Origin of the sequence: Paracoccus pacificus, from assembly GCF_042680785.1 — a bacterium.
In the GTDB taxonomy this organism is placed as follows: Bacteria; Pseudomonadota; Alphaproteobacteria; order Rhodobacterales; family Rhodobacteraceae; genus Paracoccus; species Paracoccus pacificus.
Map to the genome: position 1 here is coordinate 80879 of NZ_JBHUEN010000053.1, position 18771 is coordinate 99649.

The 18771-nt window shown below is 66.7% G+C and carries 20 protein-coding genes; 15 read left to right on the forward strand and 5 right to left on the reverse strand.

Features of this window, described 5'->3' with window-relative positions:
• Window positions 1-50 precede the first annotated feature (50 nt).
• Complete coding sequence (gene kynU / locus ACFSCT_RS18560) at window positions 51-1238, reverse strand: kynureninase (protein ID WP_379145270.1); 1188 nt, start codon at window positions 1236-1238, stop codon at window positions 51-53.
• A 33-nt stretch (window positions 1239-1271) separates the two neighbouring features.
• Here kynU and ACFSCT_RS18565 point away from each other — a divergent pair, with 33 nt between their 5' ends.
• From ACFSCT_RS18565 to ACFSCT_RS18585, 5 genes are all read left to right on the forward strand, one after another.
• The gene (locus ACFSCT_RS18565) at window positions 1272-2108 is read left to right on the forward strand and encodes an alpha/beta hydrolase (RefSeq protein WP_379145271.1); all 837 of its coding nucleotides are present in this window, start codon (window positions 1272-1274) and stop codon (window positions 2106-2108) included.
• 63 nt (window positions 2109-2171) lie between these two features.
• Window positions 2172-3431 carry an imelysin family protein gene (locus ACFSCT_RS18570; RefSeq protein ID WP_379145273.1) on the forward strand — a complete coding sequence of 420 codons (1260 nt, stop codon included), beginning with the start codon at window positions 2172-2174 and terminating at the stop codon, window positions 3429-3431.
• 153 nt (window positions 3432-3584) lie between these two features.
• Window positions 3585-5027: a di-heme oxidoreductase family protein gene (locus tag ACFSCT_RS18575; protein ID WP_379145589.1), complete on the forward strand. Its 1443-nt coding sequence runs from the start codon at window positions 3585-3587 to the stop codon at window positions 5025-5027.
• A complete protein-coding gene (locus ACFSCT_RS18580; protein ID WP_379145275.1) occupies window positions 5027-6028 on the forward strand; it encodes an imelysin family protein in 1002 nt (333 codons plus the stop codon). The genes ACFSCT_RS18575 and ACFSCT_RS18580 overlap by 1 nt, the downstream gene beginning before the upstream one ends.
• A 15-nt stretch (window positions 6029-6043) precedes the next feature.
• Window positions 6044-7144: a DUF1513 domain-containing protein gene (locus tag ACFSCT_RS18585; RefSeq protein ID WP_379145277.1), complete on the forward strand. Its 1101-nt coding sequence runs from the start codon at window positions 6044-6046 to the stop codon at window positions 7142-7144.
• A 187-nt stretch (window positions 7145-7331) separates the two neighbouring features.
• Here ACFSCT_RS18585 and fliP read toward each other — a convergent pair whose 3' ends face one another.
• The 4 genes from fliP to fliF are packed head-to-tail and all read right to left on the reverse strand — an operon-like array spanning window position 7332 to window position 10550.
• On the reverse strand, window positions 7332-8105 hold the full coding sequence (gene fliP, locus ACFSCT_RS18590) for a flagellar type III secretion system pore protein FliP (protein ID WP_379145279.1): 774 nt from the start codon (window positions 8103-8105) through the stop codon (window positions 7332-7334).
• A complete protein-coding gene (locus tag ACFSCT_RS18595) occupies window positions 8102-8365 on the reverse strand; it encodes a FliM/FliN family flagellar motor switch protein (RefSeq protein WP_379145281.1) in 264 nt (87 codons plus the stop codon). The genes fliP and ACFSCT_RS18595 overlap by 4 nt, the downstream gene beginning before the upstream one ends.
• Window positions 8362-8925 carry a hypothetical protein gene (locus ACFSCT_RS18600; RefSeq protein WP_379145283.1) on the reverse strand — a complete coding sequence of 188 codons (564 nt, stop codon included), beginning with the start codon at window positions 8923-8925 and terminating at the stop codon, window positions 8362-8364. Before ACFSCT_RS18600 ends, ACFSCT_RS18595 begins: the two co-directional genes overlap by 4 nt.
• Window positions 8922-10550, reverse strand: coding sequence for a flagellar basal-body MS-ring/collar protein FliF (fliF, locus tag ACFSCT_RS18605; RefSeq protein ID WP_379145285.1), 1629 nt, complete (start codon window positions 10548-10550; stop codon window positions 8922-8924). Before fliF ends, ACFSCT_RS18600 begins: the two co-directional genes overlap by 4 nt.
• Before the next feature lie 95 nt (window positions 10551-10645).
• Between fliF and ACFSCT_RS18610 the strand changes: the two genes are divergently transcribed.
• The 10 genes from ACFSCT_RS18610 to bioB all read left to right on the forward strand — a co-directional run bounded on the left by ACFSCT_RS18610 (window position 10646) and on the right by bioB (window position 18740).
• Window positions 10646-11122 (forward strand): flagellar basal body-associated FliL family protein, encoded by a 477-nt coding sequence (locus ACFSCT_RS18610; protein ID WP_379145287.1) that lies wholly within the window; start codon window positions 10646-10648, stop codon window positions 11120-11122.
• A complete protein-coding gene (locus ACFSCT_RS18615) occupies window positions 11123-11491 on the forward strand; it encodes a hypothetical protein (RefSeq protein ID WP_379145289.1) in 369 nt (122 codons plus the stop codon). It begins immediately after the preceding gene.
• A complete protein-coding gene (locus ACFSCT_RS18620; protein WP_379145291.1) occupies window positions 11478-12026 on the forward strand; it encodes a MotE family protein in 549 nt (182 codons plus the stop codon). Before ACFSCT_RS18615 ends, ACFSCT_RS18620 begins: the two co-directional genes overlap by 14 nt.
• A gap of 12 nt (window positions 12027-12038) precedes the next feature.
• Window positions 12039-12905 (forward strand): flagellar motor stator protein MotA, encoded by an 867-nt coding sequence (motA, locus tag ACFSCT_RS18625; protein ID WP_379145293.1) that lies wholly within the window; start codon window positions 12039-12041, stop codon window positions 12903-12905.
• On the forward strand, window positions 12902-13186 hold the full coding sequence (locus ACFSCT_RS18630) for a hypothetical protein (protein WP_379145295.1): 285 nt from the start codon (window positions 12902-12904) through the stop codon (window positions 13184-13186). The genes motA and ACFSCT_RS18630 overlap by 4 nt, the downstream gene beginning before the upstream one ends.
• Window positions 13183-15279 carry a flagellar biosynthesis protein FlhA gene (locus tag ACFSCT_RS18635; RefSeq protein ID WP_379145297.1) on the forward strand — a complete coding sequence of 699 codons (2097 nt, stop codon included), beginning with the start codon at window positions 13183-13185 and terminating at the stop codon, window positions 15277-15279. The genes ACFSCT_RS18630 and ACFSCT_RS18635 overlap by 4 nt, the downstream gene beginning before the upstream one ends.
• The gene (locus ACFSCT_RS18640; protein WP_379145299.1) at window positions 15276-16031 is read left to right on the forward strand and encodes a flagellar biosynthetic protein FliR; all 756 of its coding nucleotides are present in this window, start codon (window positions 15276-15278) and stop codon (window positions 16029-16031) included. The genes ACFSCT_RS18635 and ACFSCT_RS18640 overlap by 4 nt, the downstream gene beginning before the upstream one ends.
• Window positions 16028-17119, forward strand: coding sequence for an EscU/YscU/HrcU family type III secretion system export apparatus switch protein (locus ACFSCT_RS18645; protein WP_379145301.1), 1092 nt, complete (start codon window positions 16028-16030; stop codon window positions 17117-17119). The genes ACFSCT_RS18640 and ACFSCT_RS18645 overlap by 4 nt, the downstream gene beginning before the upstream one ends.
• A gap of 4 nt (window positions 17120-17123) precedes the next feature.
• Window positions 17124-17507: a hypothetical protein gene (locus tag ACFSCT_RS18650; protein ID WP_379145304.1), complete on the forward strand. Its 384-nt coding sequence runs from the start codon at window positions 17124-17126 to the stop codon at window positions 17505-17507.
• Between the two features lie 231 nt (window positions 17508-17738).
• Window positions 17739-18740: a biotin synthase BioB gene (gene bioB / locus ACFSCT_RS18655; protein ID WP_379145306.1), complete on the forward strand. Its 1002-nt coding sequence runs from the start codon at window positions 17739-17741 to the stop codon at window positions 18738-18740.
• Window positions 18741-18771 lie beyond the last annotated feature (31 nt).

Genomic DNA, 18771 nt, shown 5'->3' on the forward strand with positions numbered 1-18771 from the left:
TTACTGGACCGATTGCATGGTCAGATATCGGCGAAAAGACAAGTTTGTCGTTAGGTCACATCGCCCCGGCGGTGGAATTCCGCCCGTTGCCACATCGCCGAACCCAGCACCATGGCAAGGGTGTCGACGGCCCGGTCCACATCCTCGATGCCGTTGTAAAGCGGGGCGAAACCAAAGCGCAGCACGTCGGGGGCGCGGAAATCGCCGATCACCCCGTTCGCGATCAGGGCCTGCATCACCGCAAAGGCCGAGGCGTGACGGAACGACACCTGAGAGCCGCGCCGGGCCGGATCGCGGGGGCTGTGGAGTTCAAGTTGCGGGCAACGCGCCTCGACCCCCGCGATGAACCTTTGGCCAAGCGTGATCGAACGGGCGCGTAACGCGGCCATGTCGACCCCGTCCCAGACATCCAAAGCCGCGTCCAGCGCAGTGAGCGCGATGACCGGCGGGGTCCCGACGCGCATCCGTTCGATCCCGGCGGCGGGTTGATAGTCCCGGTCGAAATCAAACGGGGCCGCATGTCCCATCCAGCCCTGAAGGCTGGGCTGCGCCCGTTCCGCATGACGTGGATTGACCCAGATGAACGCCGGCGCGCCGGGGCCGCCGTTCAGGTATTTATAGGTGCAGCCAACGGCGAAATCGGCACCCACCCCCAGCAGATCCACATCCACCGCGCCCGCCGAATGGGCCAGATCCCACAGGGTAAGCACGCCGTTTTCATGCGCGCGCGCGGTCAGCGCGGCCATGTCGTGCCGACGTCCGGTGCGATAGTCGACCTCGGTCAGCATCAGAACCGCGACCTCGGGGCCGATCATCCCGGCGACCTCCCCGGGCGCCACCACCCGCAGATCCGCGTCGCGGGACCGCGCGATACCCTGCGCGACATAAAGGTCGGACGGAAAATTGCCGCTGTCGGACAGGATGACCCGCCGTTCCGGACGCAGGGACAGGGCGGCGGACAGGGCCTGATAGACCTTGATCGACAGCGTGTCGCCCATCACGACCTGCCCCGGCCCGGCGCCGATCAACCCCGCGATCCGGTCGCCGACGCGACGCGGCTGCGTATACCAGCCGGCCTGATTCCAGCCGCCGATCAGCATGTTTCCCCATTCCTCGCCCATCATCCGCGCCACCCTGTCGCGGGCGGCAAGCGGCAGCGGCCCCAGCGAATTGCCATCCAGATAGGTGATGCTATCGGGCAGGTGGAAAAGCGCGCGCGTCTGGCTAAAGTCGGTCATCAAAGGGCCTGATCGTTGTTCGGAAAGGATTTCATGGCGCAGCATATCACCGATTGGGACGATGCCTATGCCAACGGAATCCATATTCCCGACGGCGCGACCTATCCGGCGCGATGGCAAGCCGCGGCCGCCGCTTTCCGGCAGGCGCGCGGCGCGCGGGCACGGATCGGCCTGCGCTATGGGCCAGAGGTGCGGCAGCTTATGGACCTGTTTCTTCCCGATTTTCTTCCCGATGGCACGGCAAAGGGGCTTTGCATATTCGTTCACGGCGGCTGGTGGATGGATTTCGACCCCTCGTTCTGGTCGCATCTGGCGGCGGGTCCGCTGGCCCACGGCTGGGCGGTGGCGATGCCCGGCTATACCTTGGCGCCCATGGCGCGGATCGCCGGGATCACCCGGCAGATCGCCGCCGCCATCGCCCACGCCGCCGCTTTGATCCCCGACGTGCCGGTCGCTCTGACCGGCCATTCGGCGGGCGGTCATCTTGTCGCACGCATGGTCTGCGATCCGTCGCCATTGCCACCCGCCACGGCCGCCCGGCTGCGCCGGTGCTTGCCGATCTCGGCGCTGGCGGATCTGCGGCCGCTTATGCGGCTGGCCGATAACCGGATCCTGCAAATCGACCCGGACGAGGCGATGCGCGAAAGCCCGATATTGCTGGCGCCCCGCCTTGACCTGCCGATACCGGTCTGGATCGGCGGCGATGAACGGCCCGAGTTCCTGCGCCACTCGCGCATTCTGGCCGATATCTGGCAGGGCATGGGCGCCGACACCAGCCTGACGATCGCGCCCGGACGCCACCATTTCGACGTGATCGAAGGTCTGTCCGATCCGGATCATCCGCTGACCCGTGCGATCATCTGCGATTAATTCCGCTTTACAAAGTTGACTATTTTAGTCATCCGTCGGTCGAACCGACCTGATGGAGACCTGATGTCGCGCCGTATCGCCCTGATCGTTTGTACCGCCCTGACCCCTTTGCCGGCGCTTGCCGCGCCAACCACGGCCGAGGTGATCGACACTTACGCCGACATCGCCGAGGCCGGGTATTCGGACAGCCTGTCGACGGCGCGCGATCTGCAAACCGCCGTGCAAAGACTGACCGCCGACCCTTCCGAGGAAAACCTGAACGCCGCGCGCGAGGCGTGGAAGGCGGCTCGCGTTCCCTATCAGCAGACCGAGGTGTTTCGTTTCGGCAACCCGATCGTCGACGACTGGGAAGGGGCGATCAACTCCTGGCCGCTGGACGAGGGGCTGATTGACTATGTCGCCGACGGCTTCGGCACGAATGAGGAAAACGCGCTGGCGGGCCTGAATGTCATCGCCAACCCGACGATCACGATCGGAGGCAAGCAGATCGACGCGACGGTGATCACCCCCGAACTGATCTCCGGCACCCTGCACGAGGCCGACGGGAACGAGGCGAATGTCGCCTCGGGCTATCACGCCATCGAATTCCTGCTGTGGGGGCAGGATCTGAATGGCACCGGCCCGGGCGCGGGCGAACGGCCCTGGACCGATTATGCCAAGGGCGATGCCTGCACGGGCGGCAATTGCGACCGCCGCGCGGCATATCTTCAGGCGGCGACCGAATTGCTGGTCCGCGACATGGCCTATATGGCCGAGCAATGGGGCCCGGACGGCGCCGCGCGCAAAACCCTGACCGACGATCCCGACGCGGGCATCCGCGCCATGCTGACCGGCATGGGCAGCCTGTCCTATGGCGAGCAGGCGGGCGAGCGGATGAAGCTGGGTCTGATGCTGAACGACCCTGAAGAAGAGCATGACTGCTTTTCCGACAATACGCCGAACAGCCACTATTATGACGGGCTGGGCGTCGATAACGTCTATCTGGGCCGTTACAAGCGCGTCGACGGCACCGAGGTCGCGGGGCCTTCGCTGTCGGAACTCGTCGCCGCCGCCGATCCCGCGATCGACAGCCAGCTCAAGGCCGAACTGGCGGATTCGCTGACCAAGCTTGATGCGTTGCGCAAGGCGCAGGCGGCCGGAATGGCCTATGACCAGATGCTGGCGCCGGGCAATGACGAAGGGGAAAGACTGATCATGGCCGCGGTCGACGCGCTGGTCGCCCAGACCCGTTCGATCGAACGCGCCGCCAGTGCGCTGAATGTCGATCAGGTGACTATCGAGGGTTCGGACAGTCTGGACCAGCCCGAGGCGGTGTTTCAGTAAATGCCGGATCGGGACGGCGGCGGCGCTGTCCCGGCCGCGTGTAGGCAGATCATGAAAATTCGCGCCAGACACCTGATCCCGTTGTTTTCCTGCCTTTTCGGGGCGGCTCTCGCCGCCCAGCCGGCGGCCGATCAGAATGCGCTGGCCGTGCAGATGCTGCCGCGCACCAAGGCGGAAGCCGCGCGGATCAAGGCGGTCATCGCACCCACCACCGATTTCACCCGCCCCGAAAAGTTCGAACAGAAGCCCGGCGGCGCGGCAAGCGTGCGTGCGCGCGACACGGCCGACGCCTTTTCGCAAAGCTCGGCCAACATGAGCTTTGAGCGCGAGATGGATTTCAAGCTGGGGAACGGGTTGTTTCGCAAGACCTGGGTCGCCGCGCCATCCTCGACCCGCGCCTCGGACGGGCTGGGCCCGCTTTACAACGCGCGCGGCTGTCAGGACTGTCACATCAAGGACGGGCGCGGCCATCCGCCCGCGCCGGGCCAGGCGGCGGTGTCGATGTTCCTGCGGCTTTCGGTTCCCGGTGGCGCGACGCCCTGGGTCGATCAGGCGGACGCGATCGAGGAATTCCTGTCGACCAGCCCCGACCCGGTCTATGGCGGCCAGCTTCAGGATTTCGCGGTGCCGGGCGTCCCGCCCGAGGGGCAGATGCGCATCGACTGGCAGATCCAGCCGGTCACGCTTGCCGACGGCACGGTGGTGAATCTGCGGAAACCCGCGTTTAGCATTGACAATCCGGCCTATGGGCCGCCGTCGCCCGATCTGCAGATCTCGGCCCGGGTGGCGCCGCCGATGATCGGGCTCGGCCTGCTTGAAGCGATCCCCGAGGCCGATATTCTGGCCAATGCCGACCCGGATGACCGCGACGGCGACGGCGTGTCGGGGCGGGCCAACATCGTCTGGTCGGTCGAAAACGGGCGCCCGATGCTGGGCCGGTTCGGCCTCAAGGCCGGCGCGCCGACGATCCGGCATCAGTCGGCCGCGGCCTTCGCGGGCGATATGGGGCTGTCGACGCCGCTTTTCACCGATCCTTACGGCGAATGCACCGCGGCCCAGACCGCCTGCCGCGCCGCCGCCGTCGGGCAGGAACCGGACATCCGCGACGGGCTGGAGGTTGACGGGGCGTCGCTGGATCTGGTCACCTTTTATTCGCGCAATCTGGCCGTCCCCGAGCGGCGCAATCCCGGCGATCCGCAGGTTTTGCGCGGCAAGGAGGTGTTCTACACCGCGCAATGCCAGGCCTGCCACGTGCCGAAATTCGTCACCGCCCGGCTGAAGGATCAGCCCGAGCAGAGTTTTCAGCTGATTTGGCCCTATTCCGATCTGCTGCTGCACGACATGGGCGAGGGGCTGGCCGACAACCGGCCCGAATCCCGCGCCACCGGGCGCGAATGGCGCACCGCGCCGCTGTGGGGGCTGGGCCTGACCAAGACCGTCGGCGGGCAGGAAAACTATCTGCACGATGGCCGTGCGACCTCGATTCTCGAAGCCGTGCTGTGGCACGGTGGGGAGGCGCAGGCGGCGCGTGACCGCGTGGTCGCCCTGTCCAAAACCGACCGCGATGCCCTTATCGCCTTTCTGGAAAGCCTGTGATGCGTAACTTTTCGCTTATTCTCTCCGCCCTGCTGCCGGCTGGCTGCGCGATGCTGATCTCGGGCGTGGCTGTCGCCGGTACCGCCGAAGTGGTCCGGGATCTGGCGCTGCCCGGCTATCAGGCATTCGCCGATCAGACGGTCATTTACCGCGATGCGGCCGAAAAAGATTGCGGCGTCAATGCGATGCGCGAGGGTTATGACGCGGTTTTCGATACCTGGCTGCAGGTGCAGCCGCTGATGTTCGGTCCGGCCGAGGAACATGGCAGAGCCCTTGCCGTAGTGTTCTGGCCCGATCCCAAGGGCATGGCGGCGCGGTCGATTTCGGCGGCGATGAAGGGCGATCCGGCGACGCTGGACGACCCGGAGGCGTTCGCCAAGGGCTCGGTCGCGGGGCGGGGCCTGCTGGCGCTTGAAAAGCTGTTATACGACCCCGCCTTGATGGATCAGCCGCAATCCTGCGCGCTGCGCCGTGCAATCGCGCGCGATCTGGCGCGTACCGGCGATCAGATCCTGACCGGCTGGAAACAGGGTTATGCCGAAGCGCTGCTTGACCCGGCGAACAAGGGCGACGGCACCTATCTGGACGACAAAGAGGTGCTCCAGATGCTTTATACGCAGGTCCTCGCCGCGCTCGAGATGGACGAGGACAAGCGGATCGGCCGGCCGCTGGCCACCGCCGACCGTCCCCGGCCCGAGCTGGCCGAGGCGGCGCTTTCGGGGCGTGCGCAGCGCAATCTGGTGCAATCGCTGAACGGGATCGAGGCTTTTGTCGCGGCACTTTGCCCCGAATGCGGCAAGACCCAGGCCGCGCTTGATCAGGCCGAGACCGCCGCCAGCGCGCTGGACGACCCGAGCTTTGCCGGGATCGCCACGCCGGAGGGCTGGAACAGGCTGGACGCGGTGCGCGCCAAGATCAGCGAGGCGCGCCAGATCGCTCAGGTCGAGATCGCCGGCGCGCTTGGCGTCACCAAGGGTTTCAACGCGGCGGACGGCGACTAGGCGGGGTTAGTAAGCATGACCAATCGCAGGACATTTATGGCGACGTTGGCGGCGGCTGCGGCGCTGCCCCGGATCGGCTGGGCCTCGGCCGGCAGTCCGGTTTTTCTGGCCGCAGCCATGACCGGGACCGCGGTCGATCAGGCCGCCGATCCGGCGGCGCGGGATTATGCGCTGTTCGGCCTTGATGAGCAGGGCGCCGAGATCTTTCGCATCGCGCTGCCGGCGCGCGGGCATGCGGCGGCGGCCCATCCCAGCCGCCCCGAGGCGGTCGGGTTTGCCCGGCGCCCCGGCACCTTCGCGGTGGTCATCGACTGCCGCGACGGCGCGGTCAAGCATCGGCTGACCCCGCCCGACGGGTTGCAGTTCAACGGCCACGGCTGTTTTTCCGCCGATGGCGCGCTGCTTTACACCTCTGAGGTCGTTGCCGAGGGCAGCGCGGGGCGGATCGGGCTGTGGGATGCGGCTAACGGCTATCGCCGCATCGGCACTTGGGAATCGGGCGGCATCGGTCCGCATGAAATCCGGCGCCTGCCCGGCAGCGATGATCTGGTGGTCGCGAATGGCGGCATCCGGACCGACCCCAATGACCGGACCAAGCTTAATCTGGACACGATGCAGCCGGCGCTGTCATGGATCAACGCGCGGGGTAAGATTGAGGCGAGGACCGAACTGCCGGCCGAGCTCAATCAGGCCTCGATCCGGCATCTTGCCATCGCACCCGACGGGCTGGTCGCCTTTGCCATGCAATGGGAAGGCGATCCGGCCCGGATCGTGCCGCTTCTGGGCCTTGCGCGGCGCGGGCGGGCGCCGGTGCTGGCAGAGGCGCCCGACACCGATCTGGTCGCCATGAAAGGCTATGCGGGCTCGATCGCGCTGGATCCGGCACGGGGCGAGGTCGGGATCACCTCACCGCATGGCGGCGCCCTTATGGTGCATGATCTCGAAGGACGCCTGCGCCGCATGTACCGGCGCCCCGATGTGAGCGGCATCGCGCTTGGCCCCGATGGCTTCGTCGCGACCGACGGCAATGGTGCTGTGATGAAGGCGACGGGCGCGCGACTGGAACTTTTGAACCGCAGCGAAGTCGCCTGGGACAATCACCTGATCGCGGTCTGACAGCCGGTCATCGCCGCAGATGAACGGGCCTCATGCCGCCCAAGCGGTCCGCGGCGGGGGGCCGGACGCGCCGCGTCCGGTTGCGTCCCCGGCTTGCGCCCCCGGCGGCTTGTCCCCGCCGGCAAACGGGCGGGGCGACGGAAGATTCCGGCATGACGGCGCGCACCGCCGCCGCGTCCGACAACCGTCACTGATAGCTGCGCACCAACGCCCCCGCGATCATGCCCCAGCCGTCGACCACGACGAAAAACGCCAGCTTGAAGGGCAGCGCCACGACCGCGGGCGGTACCATCATCATCCCCATCGACATCAGCACCGCCGAGACGACAAGGTCGATGATCAGGAAGGGCAGGGATACCAGAAAGCCGATCTCGAAGGCGCGCTGAATCTCGGACAGCATGAAGCCGGGAACCAGCACGCTCAGCGCGACCGGTGGGTTGCTGGCTGCGCTGTCCGCGCCGGTGGCGGTGCTTTGCGGGGCGGCCTGTATGCCTGTCGGGGCGATCTCCTGCAAGGCGGCAAGCGTATCAGGATCCGCGCGCGCCTCCATGAAGCCGCGAAACGGAACCACGCCGCGCTGGAACGCCTCGGACAGGGTGATCTGGCCTTCCTGCAGGGGCCGGCCGGCGACCTCCCAGAAGTCGCGGAAAACCGGGTCCATGACGAACCATGTCAGAAACACCGCCAGCGAGACGATCAGCATGTTCGGGGGCGATTGCTGCAACCCGATCGACTGGCGCAGGATGGACAGGACCGTCACGATGAACGGAAAGCAGGTCACCATGATCGCGATCGCGGGCGCGAGCGACAGGGCGGTCAGCATGACCACCAGCAGAACCGCGTTCTGCCCGACCCCGTTCGCGCCCTGACCAAGGGCCTGACCCAGATCGCCGATGTCCTGCGCAAGCGCGGCCCCGGGCAGCAGGGTCAGAAACAGCAGGGCGACCCGGAGCGGTTTCACGACGCGGCTGTCCCGCCGGTCACCCGGACGCAGACCCGGCCGTCATCGCCGGCGGCAAGCTCGCCGCGCGCGATAACCCGGTCGCCGACGCAGATATCGACCCCGTCGGAGATCGCCTGATCGAGCCCCAGAACGTCATCGGGCCGCAGGGCGGCAAGCTCGGCCACGGTCATCGTCGCGCGGCCAAGCCGCACCGTCACCTCGACGGGGATCGCGTCCATGGCGACGAGTGTCTGAGAGCGTTCGATTGCGACGGTCATTCAGCATGTCCTTTCGGCTTAAGTGCCTGATCCACGATGGTGATGATCTCTTGCGCGGCCTGTTCGGGATCGAAGACCAGCCGTCCCCCTTCCAGCAGAAGCTGCGGGGCAGCGCCCTTGGTCACCGAGATTGCGACGCCGTCGCATCCGGCGGCCGCCGCCCTGACGGCAGCCTCCTGCGCCGGGTCGCAGATCAGCCGAATGCTGTGCGCCTGATGATCCGACAGCAGCCCCTGCAACGCCCGGGACAGGGCCAGCGTCAGCCGGTCGGCGCAGGTCGCCTCGGCCAGGGCCCCGATGGCGGCGGCGATCAACGGCCGATAGCTGGCCGCGAGTTCCGCGCGGGCCGCCGCGACAGCCCGGTCCAGTTCCGCGACCGAACGGTTCATCACCGCGATGCCGTCGCGCAGCGCCTCGGCCTCGCGGTGATGCGCATGGGCAATCCCGGCCTCGAAACCCTGCTGCCGGGCTAACGCGAGATCCGCAGGGGTGATCGGGACTGCGACGGCGCCATGGGGAGCGGCCGCAAAACGCTCGAGCTTCAGGGCGGCCATGGTCATCGCGCGCCGCCCTTGTCGGCGATCCAGCCCGAAAGAATGCGCAGGCTTTCGTCCTGCCGGGCTTTCATCATTTCCTTCAGTCGGGCGACCGGGTCATCGCTGGGCGCGGTGATCGTGGGCAGCGAGAAATCGAAGCTCGCGGGCCGGGCAGAGGGTGCGGGCAGCGACTGATAGGCTTCGGGCTGCACCATGGCGATATCCGTCATCGGCGCGTCCCCGGGGGCGGGCAACGTCGGCAGCGGTCGCGAATCGTCCAGTTGCGGGGTTTTCCCGGCCGGCCGCGCCCGCAGCATCGGCCGCAGCACCAGCGCCGCGAACGCGAGCGCGAACAGCCCGATCAGCCCGATGCGCGCAAGATCGCCAAGCGGCAGCCCCGACAGAATCCCGCCCTGCGTCGCCAGCGACCCGGCTTCGGATTGCGGCTGAAAGGGCATCGACTTGACGGTGATCTGATCACCCCGGCTGTCATCGAAACCGACCGCCGAGGCGACCAGTTCCCGGATCGCGTCAAGCTCGGTTTGCGGGCGCGGGATCGCGGGCGCGTTCGGGTCTTTCGGGTCGGGGACGCCGTTCACCAGCACCGCGACCGTCAGACGCCGCGTGGCGCCGGGCATCCTGCGCATTTCGCGCGTCACCTGCGACACCTGATAATTGGTCCGAGAGCGGGTTTCGCTGCGCGCCGACTTGCTCTGGTCGCCCGGCTGGCCGGCGTTCTCGGGCAGGTTCGAGGCCGCCGTCACCGGCTGGGCGCCGCCATTGCTGGACTGATCCGAGGTTTCCTGAACCTCTTCCGAGACGATTGCCTTGTCCTTGGGCTCGAAACGCTGCTCGGTCACCAGTTCCTGTTCGGTCACCAGATCCAGATTGACCTCGACCAGAACGTTGCCGACACCGACGCGGGGCTCCAGAATCCGTTCGACATTGCGGCGCATTTCATCCTGCCGGTCCTGCCCCTGCGCCGTCGCATCCTCATCGCCGGTCGAAACCACGCCCGAGAGGCTGTCGATGATGGTCACATTCTCGGGCGTCATGCCCGGCACGCCGGATGAGACGAGGTATTTCAATGATTTGGCCTGCGCGCGGCTGATCGGGCCGCCCGAGGTCGTCAGCGTGACCGAGGCCGAGCCGCTGATCTCGCGGCGATAGCCCCGGCTGGCGGGGACGGCCAGATGAACCCGGGCGGCGCGCACATTCGGCAAGGCCAGAATCGTGCGCGCCAGTTCCCCCTCTTTCGCGCGCCAATAGGCGGCGTCGAACATCTGCGAGGTGGTGCCAAAGCCGGACATGCCATCCAGAAGCTCATAGCCCGCGCCACCCGCTGCCGGCAGACCCTGACCGGCCAGATCCATGCGCAGCCTGTCCCGCTGGGCGGCGTCCACCCAGATCGAATCGCCGCGCACCTCATAGACCACGCCGGAACGTTCGACCGCCGCCACGACCTGCCCGGCCTGACCGGACTCGAGCCCGCCATACAGAAGCGCCATCGGGGTGCGGCCGGCCAGCATCGCAAACGCGGCGACGGCAAGGAAGGTGGCGAGAAACGCGCCGGCAAGCATCAGCTTCTGCCGCGCGGTCCTGTCCGCCCAGTATTCCTGCAATTTTTGCACCACGCCCCCGCGAATCATTTTTGGTTCCGACAGCTCGGTTCTGGCACGGCGCCCATTAAGAAAACGTTAGTGCCAAGCTGGTAGACCGTGCTGAACCAGACGGAGAATCAGTCATGACCGCCAGCGCCAGCGCCACCGAAGGTCCGCCCAGATCAGGAAAGAAGATGCTGCTTCTGGCGGGCATCACCGTACTGGCGGTGGCGGCGGGGTTTGCGGGCAGCTATCTGGGCTATGTCCCGCTGCCCGCATTCGCCAGCCGCGCCGAAGATCCGGCGACCGAAAACCCCTTTGCCGGCATCGAATTCGTCGACGTGCCGGCGGTCATGGTCACGATTCCCGGAAACCCGGCCCGGCAGGTCGTCCTTGCCGCCAAGCTGGAGGTCGACGCCGCCAACCGCGCCGCGGTCGAACATATGCAGCCGCGCATCGCGGACACGTTCAACACCTTCCTTTCGGCGATCGACCCGCAGGCGTTTGAGCGCAGGGGCATTCTCGACATCATCCGGACCGAGCTGGCCACAAGGGTCGAGATGGTCCTTGGCAAGGGATTGGTCCGCGACGTCCTTATCACCCAATTCGGGATCAGGTGAATGATATATCAAATTCTGCAGGCTTCGATCGGGGTCGGCTCGGTCGCGCTGGCGATCTTCTGCATGGTGCTGGCGCGGCGGCTGCGCCGGCTGAACGATCTGGAAACCGGGCTCGGCGGGGCGATCGCGGTGATGACGGCCGAGATCGCGCGGCTGGAGACGGCGATCAGGGCCGCCCGGGACGAGGCGACCGTGGCCACCCAAAGGCTTGCCGAAGAGGTCGAACGCGCCAAGCAAGAGCGCGCCTTCTGGGTCCTGCAGCGCAAGTTCTCGGACGCGCAGGAGGCCGGGAAACCCGCCGAAACGCCGCCGCGCCAGCGCCGGCGCCTGCGGGCCGCAAGGCCGGAGGTCAGCCATGAAGCGGCCTAAGCGTATCCTGCCGCTGCTCGGCGCGGCGTTTCTGGTCCCGGCGGCGGTGTTTTCGCTGCAGTTCCTGCCGTCCGATATGTTCACCGCAACCGCCGCCGCACCGGATTTTCTGGAAGGCTGCGCCGACGTTCCCGAGGCTGTCGCCATGGCCGAGGAACTGCGTCAGCGCAACCAGCGGCTTGAGGCCTATATGGTCGATCTTGACCGCCGCAAGGCCGAGATCACCAAGGCCGAGGAAAGCCTCAGATCATGGCTCGAGAAGGTCAGATCGGCCAACAGCGGCAGCCGCGCCAAATCGGCCGGGGCGGATAAGGCGCGGCAGGACGATCTGGCCCGGATGATCGCGCTTTACGACGAAATGGCGCCGAAGGACTCGGCCGCCGTCCTGTCGAACCTGCCGCCGGATTTCGCCGCCGAGATCCTGATGCGGGTCGATTCCGGGACCGGCGCGAAGATCATCGCCGCCATTGACCCGCGCCAGGCGGCCGAACTGACCGCGCGCATGGGCGTCATCGCCATGCGCAAACTGAACTGATCGGAGAAGCGGATGTTCGGAATCCTTGGAATTCTTCTGACCATCGGCATGGTTTTCGGCGGCTACGCCCTTGCCGGCGGCCATCTTGAGGTCATCCTTTATGCCCTGCCGTTCGAGATGATGATCATCGGCGGCGCGGCGATCGGCTCCTACGTGCTGTCGAATGAAACCCCGGTGCTGAAGCATACGCCGGGCGGCCTTGCGCTGGCCTTCAAGGGGCCGCGGTGGACGTCGCGCGATCATCAGGACATGCTGTGCCTGATGTTTCAGATGCTGCGGCTGGCCCGCGCCAACCCGGTCGAGCTTGAAGAGCATATCGAGCGGCCCCGCGAATCAGCGATTTTCCAGCAATATCCGCGTATTCTGGCCGATGAGGAATCGGTTCAACTGATCGCCGACACGCTGCGCTCGGCCAGTCTCAACTATGACGATCCCTATCAGGTCGAGGAAATGCTGGCACGCCGCATCGCGCTTTTGCGGCACGAACAGATGCATGTGCCGCATGCGCTGCAAAGCATGGCCGATGCGCTGCCCGCGCTTGGGATCGTTGCCGCCGTGCTGGGCGTCATCAAGACGATGAGCGCGATCGACCAGCCGCCGGAAGTGCTTGGCAAGATGATCGGCTCGGCGCTGGTCGGGACGTTTCTGGGGGTGTTTCTCGCCTATGGTTTCGTGGCGCCGCTGGCCCAGAGGCTTGGCAATGTCATCAAAACCGATCTGGCGTTCTATGATGTGATCAAATCGGTGCTGGTCGCCGGCCTGCACCAGCACGCGACCAATCTGTGCGTCGAGGTTGGCCGCCAGGCCGCGCCCGAGCCGCTGCGCCCCAGCTTTGTCACGCTGGAAAGCGCGTTGCGCGAAATAAAGCGAGCGTCATGATGCGGGTCGCGGCACTCCTCGCCCTCTGGGGATCGGCCTTGCCCGCCTTGGCCGAGCCGGCCTCGCTTCAGGCCTTCCGCGAGGAGGTGGCGGCCCAGCTTCTGGCCGGGCCGATCGGCGCGGCTGAAGTCGCGGAATATCGCGCCCGCCTTGCCGATTTCACCCCGGAAGACCGGCTGCGCGCCATCATCTTCCTGCGCCGTTCCGGCATCATGGAGGGCGCGCCCTTGTCGCTGACCGCGCTTCTGAAACCGGCCCGCGATACGGGGGACCGGAAATGAGCGTCGGGGCCGTAACCTCGCGCCCGGGCGGACGGGCGGCGGCGGCGCGCCCGCTGCTGGTGACCGGCGCACTGGTTCTGATCGTCATGTCGATGGTGCTGCCGATCCCCGCGTCATTCCTTGACGCCGGGATCGCGCTGTCGATCGCTACGGCGACGCTTATACTGGTCATGGCCTCACTGGTCGACAAACCGACCGATTTTCAGGCCTTTCCGGTGCTTTTGCTGGTGTCGCTGTTCATGCGTCTGTCGCTGAACGTTTCATCGACGCGGCTGATCCTGACCCAGGGCCATACCGGGCCGGACGCCGCCGGCGATGTGATCAGCGGCTTCTCGGAATTTGTCGCGGGCGGCTCGCTTCTGGTCGGCGTGACGGTTTTCGCGGTGATCTCGGTGGTCAATTTCATGGTCATCACCAAGGGCTCGGGCCGCATGGCCGAGGTCGCGGCGCGTTTCGCGCTCGATTCGCTGCCCGGCAAGCAGCTGGCGATCGACGCGGACCTGAATGCCGGCTCGATCGACCATGAGGAGGCCAAGGCCCGCCGGGTCCGCGATCAGCGCGAGATCAGCTTTTTCGGATCCCTCGACGGGGCGTCGAAATTCGTCAAGGGCGACGCGGTCGCCGGCATCCTGATCACCCTGATCAACCTGTTCATCGGTCTTGCGGTCGGGCTGCTCGCGCATGGGCTGCCCCTGTCCGAGGCGCTGACGACCTATTCGCACCTGACCATCGGCGACGGGCTGGTCAGCCAGATCCCGGCGCTGATCACCTCGATGGCGGCGGCGCTTTTGCTGTCGCGTGGCGGGGCCACCGATACCACCGCCGATCTGATCTCGCAGCAACTGCTCAGCAACTGGCGGGTGCCGGCGATCGTGGCTGCGGGCATGGTCATCCTGTCGCTGGTCCCAGGCATGCCGAAGCTGTTGTTTCTGTCGATCGCGGCAACGCTTGGGTTTCTGGCGTGGCGAACGCGGCGCCGCGCGGCGCAGCCCGAGCCGGCGGAGCAGACCTCCCCGGCCGAACGCGGCCCGGCGCCGGCGCCGCGTATCGGCGACATGCTGGACATGGACGAGATCGCGGTCGAAATCGGCCCCGATCTGGTCATGGCCGCGCTGGACGAGGGCAGGGGGCTTGGCGCCCGTATCCTGAACCTGCGATCGCATTTCGCCCGCAGCTATGGGCTGATCCTGCCCGAGGTCCGCATCACCGACGCCGCCGGTCTCTCGGGCGCCGATTATCAGATCAAGCTGCATGGGGTGATCAGGGGGCGCGGCACCCTGCGGGCCTTCGGCGCGCTGGCGCTTGGCGATGATGCCGGCGTGAGCGGCCTTGTGGGTGAGCGGGTCAAGGAGCCCGTCTATGGCAGCCCGGCGGTGTGGATCGGGGTCGAGGATCAGGATCACGCCGCCATCATGGGCGCGACCGTGGTCACCCCGATGGAGGTGCTTTCGACCCATCTGATGGAGGTGGTCAAAAGCAACCTCTCTGCCCTGATGACGATGTCGGCGATGCAGAAACTGATCGCCGAGTTGAAAAACCTGTCGGACACCGCCCGCGCCGAGGCGAACCAGCGCTATTTCGACGCCATGATCCCCGACAAGGTCGCGCCCGAGCTGTTGCTTGCGGTCCTCCGCGCGCTTCTGGATGAACGGATCTCGATCCGCAACCTGCCGCTGATCCTCGATGCCGTGCATGAGTTCCGCGCCGCGACTCAGCCCGACGCGGTCTATGAGCTGGTGCGCAAGCGGCTGCGCGGCCAGATCACCGAGGCGCTGGGGCGCGACGGCGAGATCGGCATCCTGCAACTCCACCCGGTCTGGGAGACCGAGTTCACCCGCGCCGAGGCCGAGATGAGCCGCGGCGGCGCCGGCCCGATGTCGCCCGTCATCGCCCGGCGCGTGACCGAGGCCGTGCGGCAGGCGCTGACCAGCGCCCGGTTCGAACGCGAGCCGGTCCTCGCGGTACCCGATCATCGTCGGCGGCTGATCCGCGCCATGCTGGGGCAGGCCGGCGTCGCCGTCACCGTGCTGGGCTTCGACGAGATCGACCCGGCCGCGCGGGTGCGGCTGGCCGGCACGGTCGAGGCCGCATGATCCCGGACCTGATCGGCAATCTAGATCCGGCGTGGCTGCTGATCTATGCGCGCATTCAGGCGTGCATTCTGGCGCTGCCGGTCCTGTCCGAACGTTGGTTCGGCGTCAGATTGCGGGTATCGCTCGCCGTGGCGCTGAGCCCGTTTCTGATGGCGGTCGCGGGGGATATCGCGGCACCCACCGCGCCGCTGGGGCTGGTGATCGCGGTCGGCCAGCAACTCGTGCTCGGGTTTCTGATGGGGGTGCTGGTGCGGCTGGTGTTTCTGGCGATCAACATCGCGGCGACCGCCATCGCCTCGACGGCATCCTTGTCGCAGATCATCGGCACCGGGACCGAGGCCTCGCCGCATCCGATCGGCAATCTGCTGAACCTTGCGGCCTCAGCGATCATCATGGCACTTGGGTTTCACCTGCGTATGGTCGATTATCTGGCCGACAGCATGCGGCTTTGGCCGCCCGGCGGCTGGCCCGATGCCGCCACGGTGCTGCAGACCGGCGTCGCCACGATCATGCAAAGCTTCGCGCTGGCGATGATCCTGTCGGCGCCGTTCATCATCGGCGGGTTCCTGTACCAGACCCTGTCCGGCGTGGTCAGCCGGGTGATGCCGTCGCTGCCGGTGTCGCTGATCGGCGCGCCGGCCGCGATCCTTCTGGCGCTGATCGCGCTCGTTATCCTTGCGCCCTCGATCCTGTCGGTTTGGACGGGCGCCGTCATGGACTGGCGGTTGCCCGATCTGGGGATGGCACGATGAGCGAGGACAAGGACGACAAGCAATATGACGCCAGCCCGCAAAAGCTGCGCAAGGCGCGCGAGAAAGGCGATATCCCCCGCACGCCCGAGGTCGGCTCGGCGCTGGCCTATATCGGCAGTTTCGTCGGCCTTTGTCTGATCGGCGCGCCGCTTTGCCTTTACTGGCTGGCTCAGGCGGTACGGATCGGGTTCGATTTCGGCCCCGGCCCCGGCCCCGGCTCCAACGACGCGCCCGCGGCTGGCCGGTTTGACGCGGCGGCGGGATTTGTGGGGGTGTCGGGGCTGTTGATGCTGGCGGTGATGGCGGTGCCGGCGACGCTTGTTCTGGCCGGGCTGGTGGCGCAGCGATCCATCGTCTTTTCGCCGCAAAAACTCGCCCCCGATTTCTCGCGCATCAACCCGGTCAAGAATGCGGCGCAGAAATTCGGCAAGTCGGGGCTGGTCACGTTCCTCATGTCGCTTGCCCGGGTCAGCCTGGTGGCCGCCGGGGGCTGGTATCTTTTCGCCAGCCTGCTGGACCGGCTGGCGGCCACCGTCTTTACCGGCGGCCCGCAATGGGTGCAGGGCCTGGGCGACATGCTGTGGCAGGTGATCATGCTGGGGGCCGGTATCGCGGCCGGATTCGCCGTCCTTGATCTGCTGTGGAAGCATCACGAACATCGCCAGCGCAACCGGATGACCCGAAAGGAGATGGAGGACGAGCACAAGGACAGCGAAGGCGATCCGCATATGAAGGCCGCGCGCCGGCAGAAGGCCATAGACCTTGCGCTGAACAGCATGCTGAAGGATGTGGAAACCGCCGATGTGGTGATGGTCAACCCGACCCATTACGCGGTGGCGCTGAAATGGAACCGGGGCAGCGGAAGGGCGCCGATCTGCGTCGCCAAGGGCACCGATGCGGTCGCCGCCCGCATCCGCGCCCGCGCCGCCGAGGCCAGGGTGCCGCTTTGGCCCGATCCGCCGGCGACCCGCGCGCTTTATGCGACGGTCGACATCGGACAGGAAATTCCCGCCGATCATTTCGCAGCGGTCGCGGCGGCGATCCGCTTCGCCCAAAAAATGCGCGACAAGGCGCGGCAGGGGTGGTGACAACATGATCACGCCGCGACCCGAGGAAATGGACCGGCTCGTCCATCTTGCCCGTCTGGCGCAGGACCGCGAGACGCGGCGGTTCTCGGCGTTTCGCAGCCATGTGATGGTGCTTCAGGCGCAGGTCGACGGGCTGCGCTGTGACCTTGACCAGAGCGCCCGCGCCCCGGCGCCGACGACCATCGCCGAGGCTCGCCATGCCAGTGCCTACACCGGCGAGGTGGCGCGCGCCCTTGGCAATGCGGCGGCCGAGCTGGAGCGGCTTTCGGATAAATTCGAAAGCGCGCGTCGCGATGCCCTGCGTGCCTTCGGCCGGGCCGAGGTGATGCGCGATCTGGTCATTCGGGCCAGAGCCGAGCGGCGGGAAAAGCTGGAAAAGCGGGTTTGATCCGTTGGTTACCGCGCCGTTGATGCGGTTTCGGCGCTGATCTGACGTCGGGTCGCGGAAGATTGCCGACTTGCGCGGTTCCGCGCGCGTGCGGCGCCGACGCGGATCCTACGCCGGGTCAGCCACCCGCCACCTTCCGCGCCGTTTCGGCTGCTGCCGGCGATGGCCGCATTGGACAAAGCCCGGGCGACCTGATAGGCCGTTCGGCACAGAAACAAGGGATGTCGCCGCATGCATCTGGACGATCAGACCACCGCGTTGGAAACCTCTGATCCGGGGCAGGCCGCGCCGGAATGGACCAGCGCGCGGGCCCGCGCGATTTTCGATCAGCCGTTCATGGACCTGCTGTTTCAGGCGCAGACCGTTCACCGCCAGTATCATGATCCGAACAAGGTCCAGCTTAGCCGGCTTTTGTCGATCAAGACCGGCGGCTGCCCGGAAGATTGCGGCTATTGCAGCCAGTCGGCCAAGCACGGGACCGGGCTGAAAGCCTCGAAACTGCTGGAGGTGCAGCGTGTCATTGCCGAGGCCAAGCGGGCCCGCGACGCCGGTGCGACGCGCTATTGCATGGGGGCGGCGTGGCGCAGCCCGAAAGACCGCGACATGGATCAGGTGATCGCCATGGTCGAGGGGGTCAAGGCGCTGGGCATGGAAACCTGCATGACGCTGGGCATGCTGGACCAGGATCAGGCGCTGCGGCTGAAAGGCGCGGGGCTCGACTATTACAACCACAACATCGACACCTCCGAGGCGCATTACGACAAGGTCATCACCACCCGGAGCTTTGCCGACCGGCTGGAAACGCTGGCGAATGTGCGGGAAAGCGGCATCAAGGTCTGCTCGGGCGGGATCCTCGGGTTGGGCGAGGGCGCGCAGGACCGCGTCGATATGCTGGTGACGCTGGCCAATCTGCCCGAGCCGCCCGAAAGCGTGCCGATCAACATGCTGATCCCGATCGAGGGCACGCCGCTTGCGGATGCGGCGCCGGTCGATCCGGTGGATTTCGTCCGCACCATCGCGCTGGCCCGGATCATGATGCCGAAATCCCATGTCCGGCTGTCCGCCGGCCGCACCGCGATGACCGACGAGATGCAGGCGCTGTGCTTTTTTGCCGGTGCGAACTCGATCTTCGCGGGCGATACGCTGCTGACCGCCGACAATCCGGGCGAGGATCACGACATGCGCCTGTTCGCCAAGCTGGGCATCCAGCCGATGCGCCGCGACGAACATTGATCGACGCCGGCGGCGCGGGCAACGATCAAGG

What these genes read in the sequence shown, in the direction of transcription:
- kynU (WP_379145270.1), bottom strand. Translation starts at nt 1,238, where the DNA reads ATGACCGACTTTAGCCAGACGCGCGCGCTTTTCCACCTGCCCGATAGC.
- ACFSCT_RS18570 (WP_379145273.1), top strand. Translation starts at nt 2,172, where the DNA reads ATGTCGCGCCGTATCGCCCTGATCGTTTGTACCGCCCTGACCCCTTTG.
- ACFSCT_RS18565 (WP_379145271.1), top strand. Translation starts at nt 1,272, where the DNA reads ATGGCGCAGCATATCACCGATTGGGACGATGCCTATGCCAACGGAATC.
- ACFSCT_RS18595 (WP_379145281.1), bottom strand. Translation starts at nt 8,365, where the DNA reads ATGACCGTCGCAATCGAACGCTCTCAGACACTCGTCGCCATGGACGCG.
- ACFSCT_RS18575 (WP_379145589.1), top strand. Translation starts at nt 3,585, where the DNA reads ATGCTGCCGCGCACCAAGGCGGAAGCCGCGCGGATCAAGGCGGTCATC.
- fliF (WP_379145285.1), bottom strand. Translation starts at nt 10,550, where the DNA reads ATGATTCGCGGGGGCGTGGTGCAAAAATTGCAGGAATACTGGGCGGAC.
- ACFSCT_RS18650 (WP_379145304.1), top strand. Translation starts at nt 17,124, where the DNA reads ATGATCACGCCGCGACCCGAGGAAATGGACCGGCTCGTCCATCTTGCC.
- bioB (WP_379145306.1), top strand. Translation starts at nt 17,739, where the DNA reads ATGCATCTGGACGATCAGACCACCGCGTTGGAAACCTCTGATCCGGGG.
- ACFSCT_RS18580 (WP_379145275.1), top strand. Translation starts at nt 5,027, where the DNA reads ATGCGTAACTTTTCGCTTATTCTCTCCGCCCTGCTGCCGGCTGGCTGC.
- ACFSCT_RS18645 (WP_379145301.1), top strand. Translation starts at nt 16,028, where the DNA reads ATGAGCGAGGACAAGGACGACAAGCAATATGACGCCAGCCCGCAAAAG.
- ACFSCT_RS18630 (WP_379145295.1), top strand. Translation starts at nt 12,902, where the DNA reads ATGATGCGGGTCGCGGCACTCCTCGCCCTCTGGGGATCGGCCTTGCCC.
- ACFSCT_RS18610 (WP_379145287.1), top strand. Translation starts at nt 10,646, where the DNA reads ATGACCGCCAGCGCCAGCGCCACCGAAGGTCCGCCCAGATCAGGAAAG.
- ACFSCT_RS18585 (WP_379145277.1), top strand. Translation starts at nt 6,044, where the DNA reads ATGACCAATCGCAGGACATTTATGGCGACGTTGGCGGCGGCTGCGGCG.
- ACFSCT_RS18620 (WP_379145291.1), top strand. Translation starts at nt 11,478, where the DNA reads ATGAAGCGGCCTAAGCGTATCCTGCCGCTGCTCGGCGCGGCGTTTCTG.
- ACFSCT_RS18600 (WP_379145283.1), bottom strand. Translation starts at nt 8,925, where the DNA reads ATGACCATGGCCGCCCTGAAGCTCGAGCGTTTTGCGGCCGCTCCCCAT.
- ACFSCT_RS18615 (WP_379145289.1), top strand. Translation starts at nt 11,123, where the DNA reads ATGATATATCAAATTCTGCAGGCTTCGATCGGGGTCGGCTCGGTCGCG.
- motA (WP_379145293.1), top strand. Translation starts at nt 12,039, where the DNA reads ATGTTCGGAATCCTTGGAATTCTTCTGACCATCGGCATGGTTTTCGGC.
- ACFSCT_RS18635 (WP_379145297.1), top strand. Translation starts at nt 13,183, where the DNA reads ATGAGCGTCGGGGCCGTAACCTCGCGCCCGGGCGGACGGGCGGCGGCG.
- ACFSCT_RS18640 (WP_379145299.1), top strand. Translation starts at nt 15,276, where the DNA reads ATGATCCCGGACCTGATCGGCAATCTAGATCCGGCGTGGCTGCTGATC.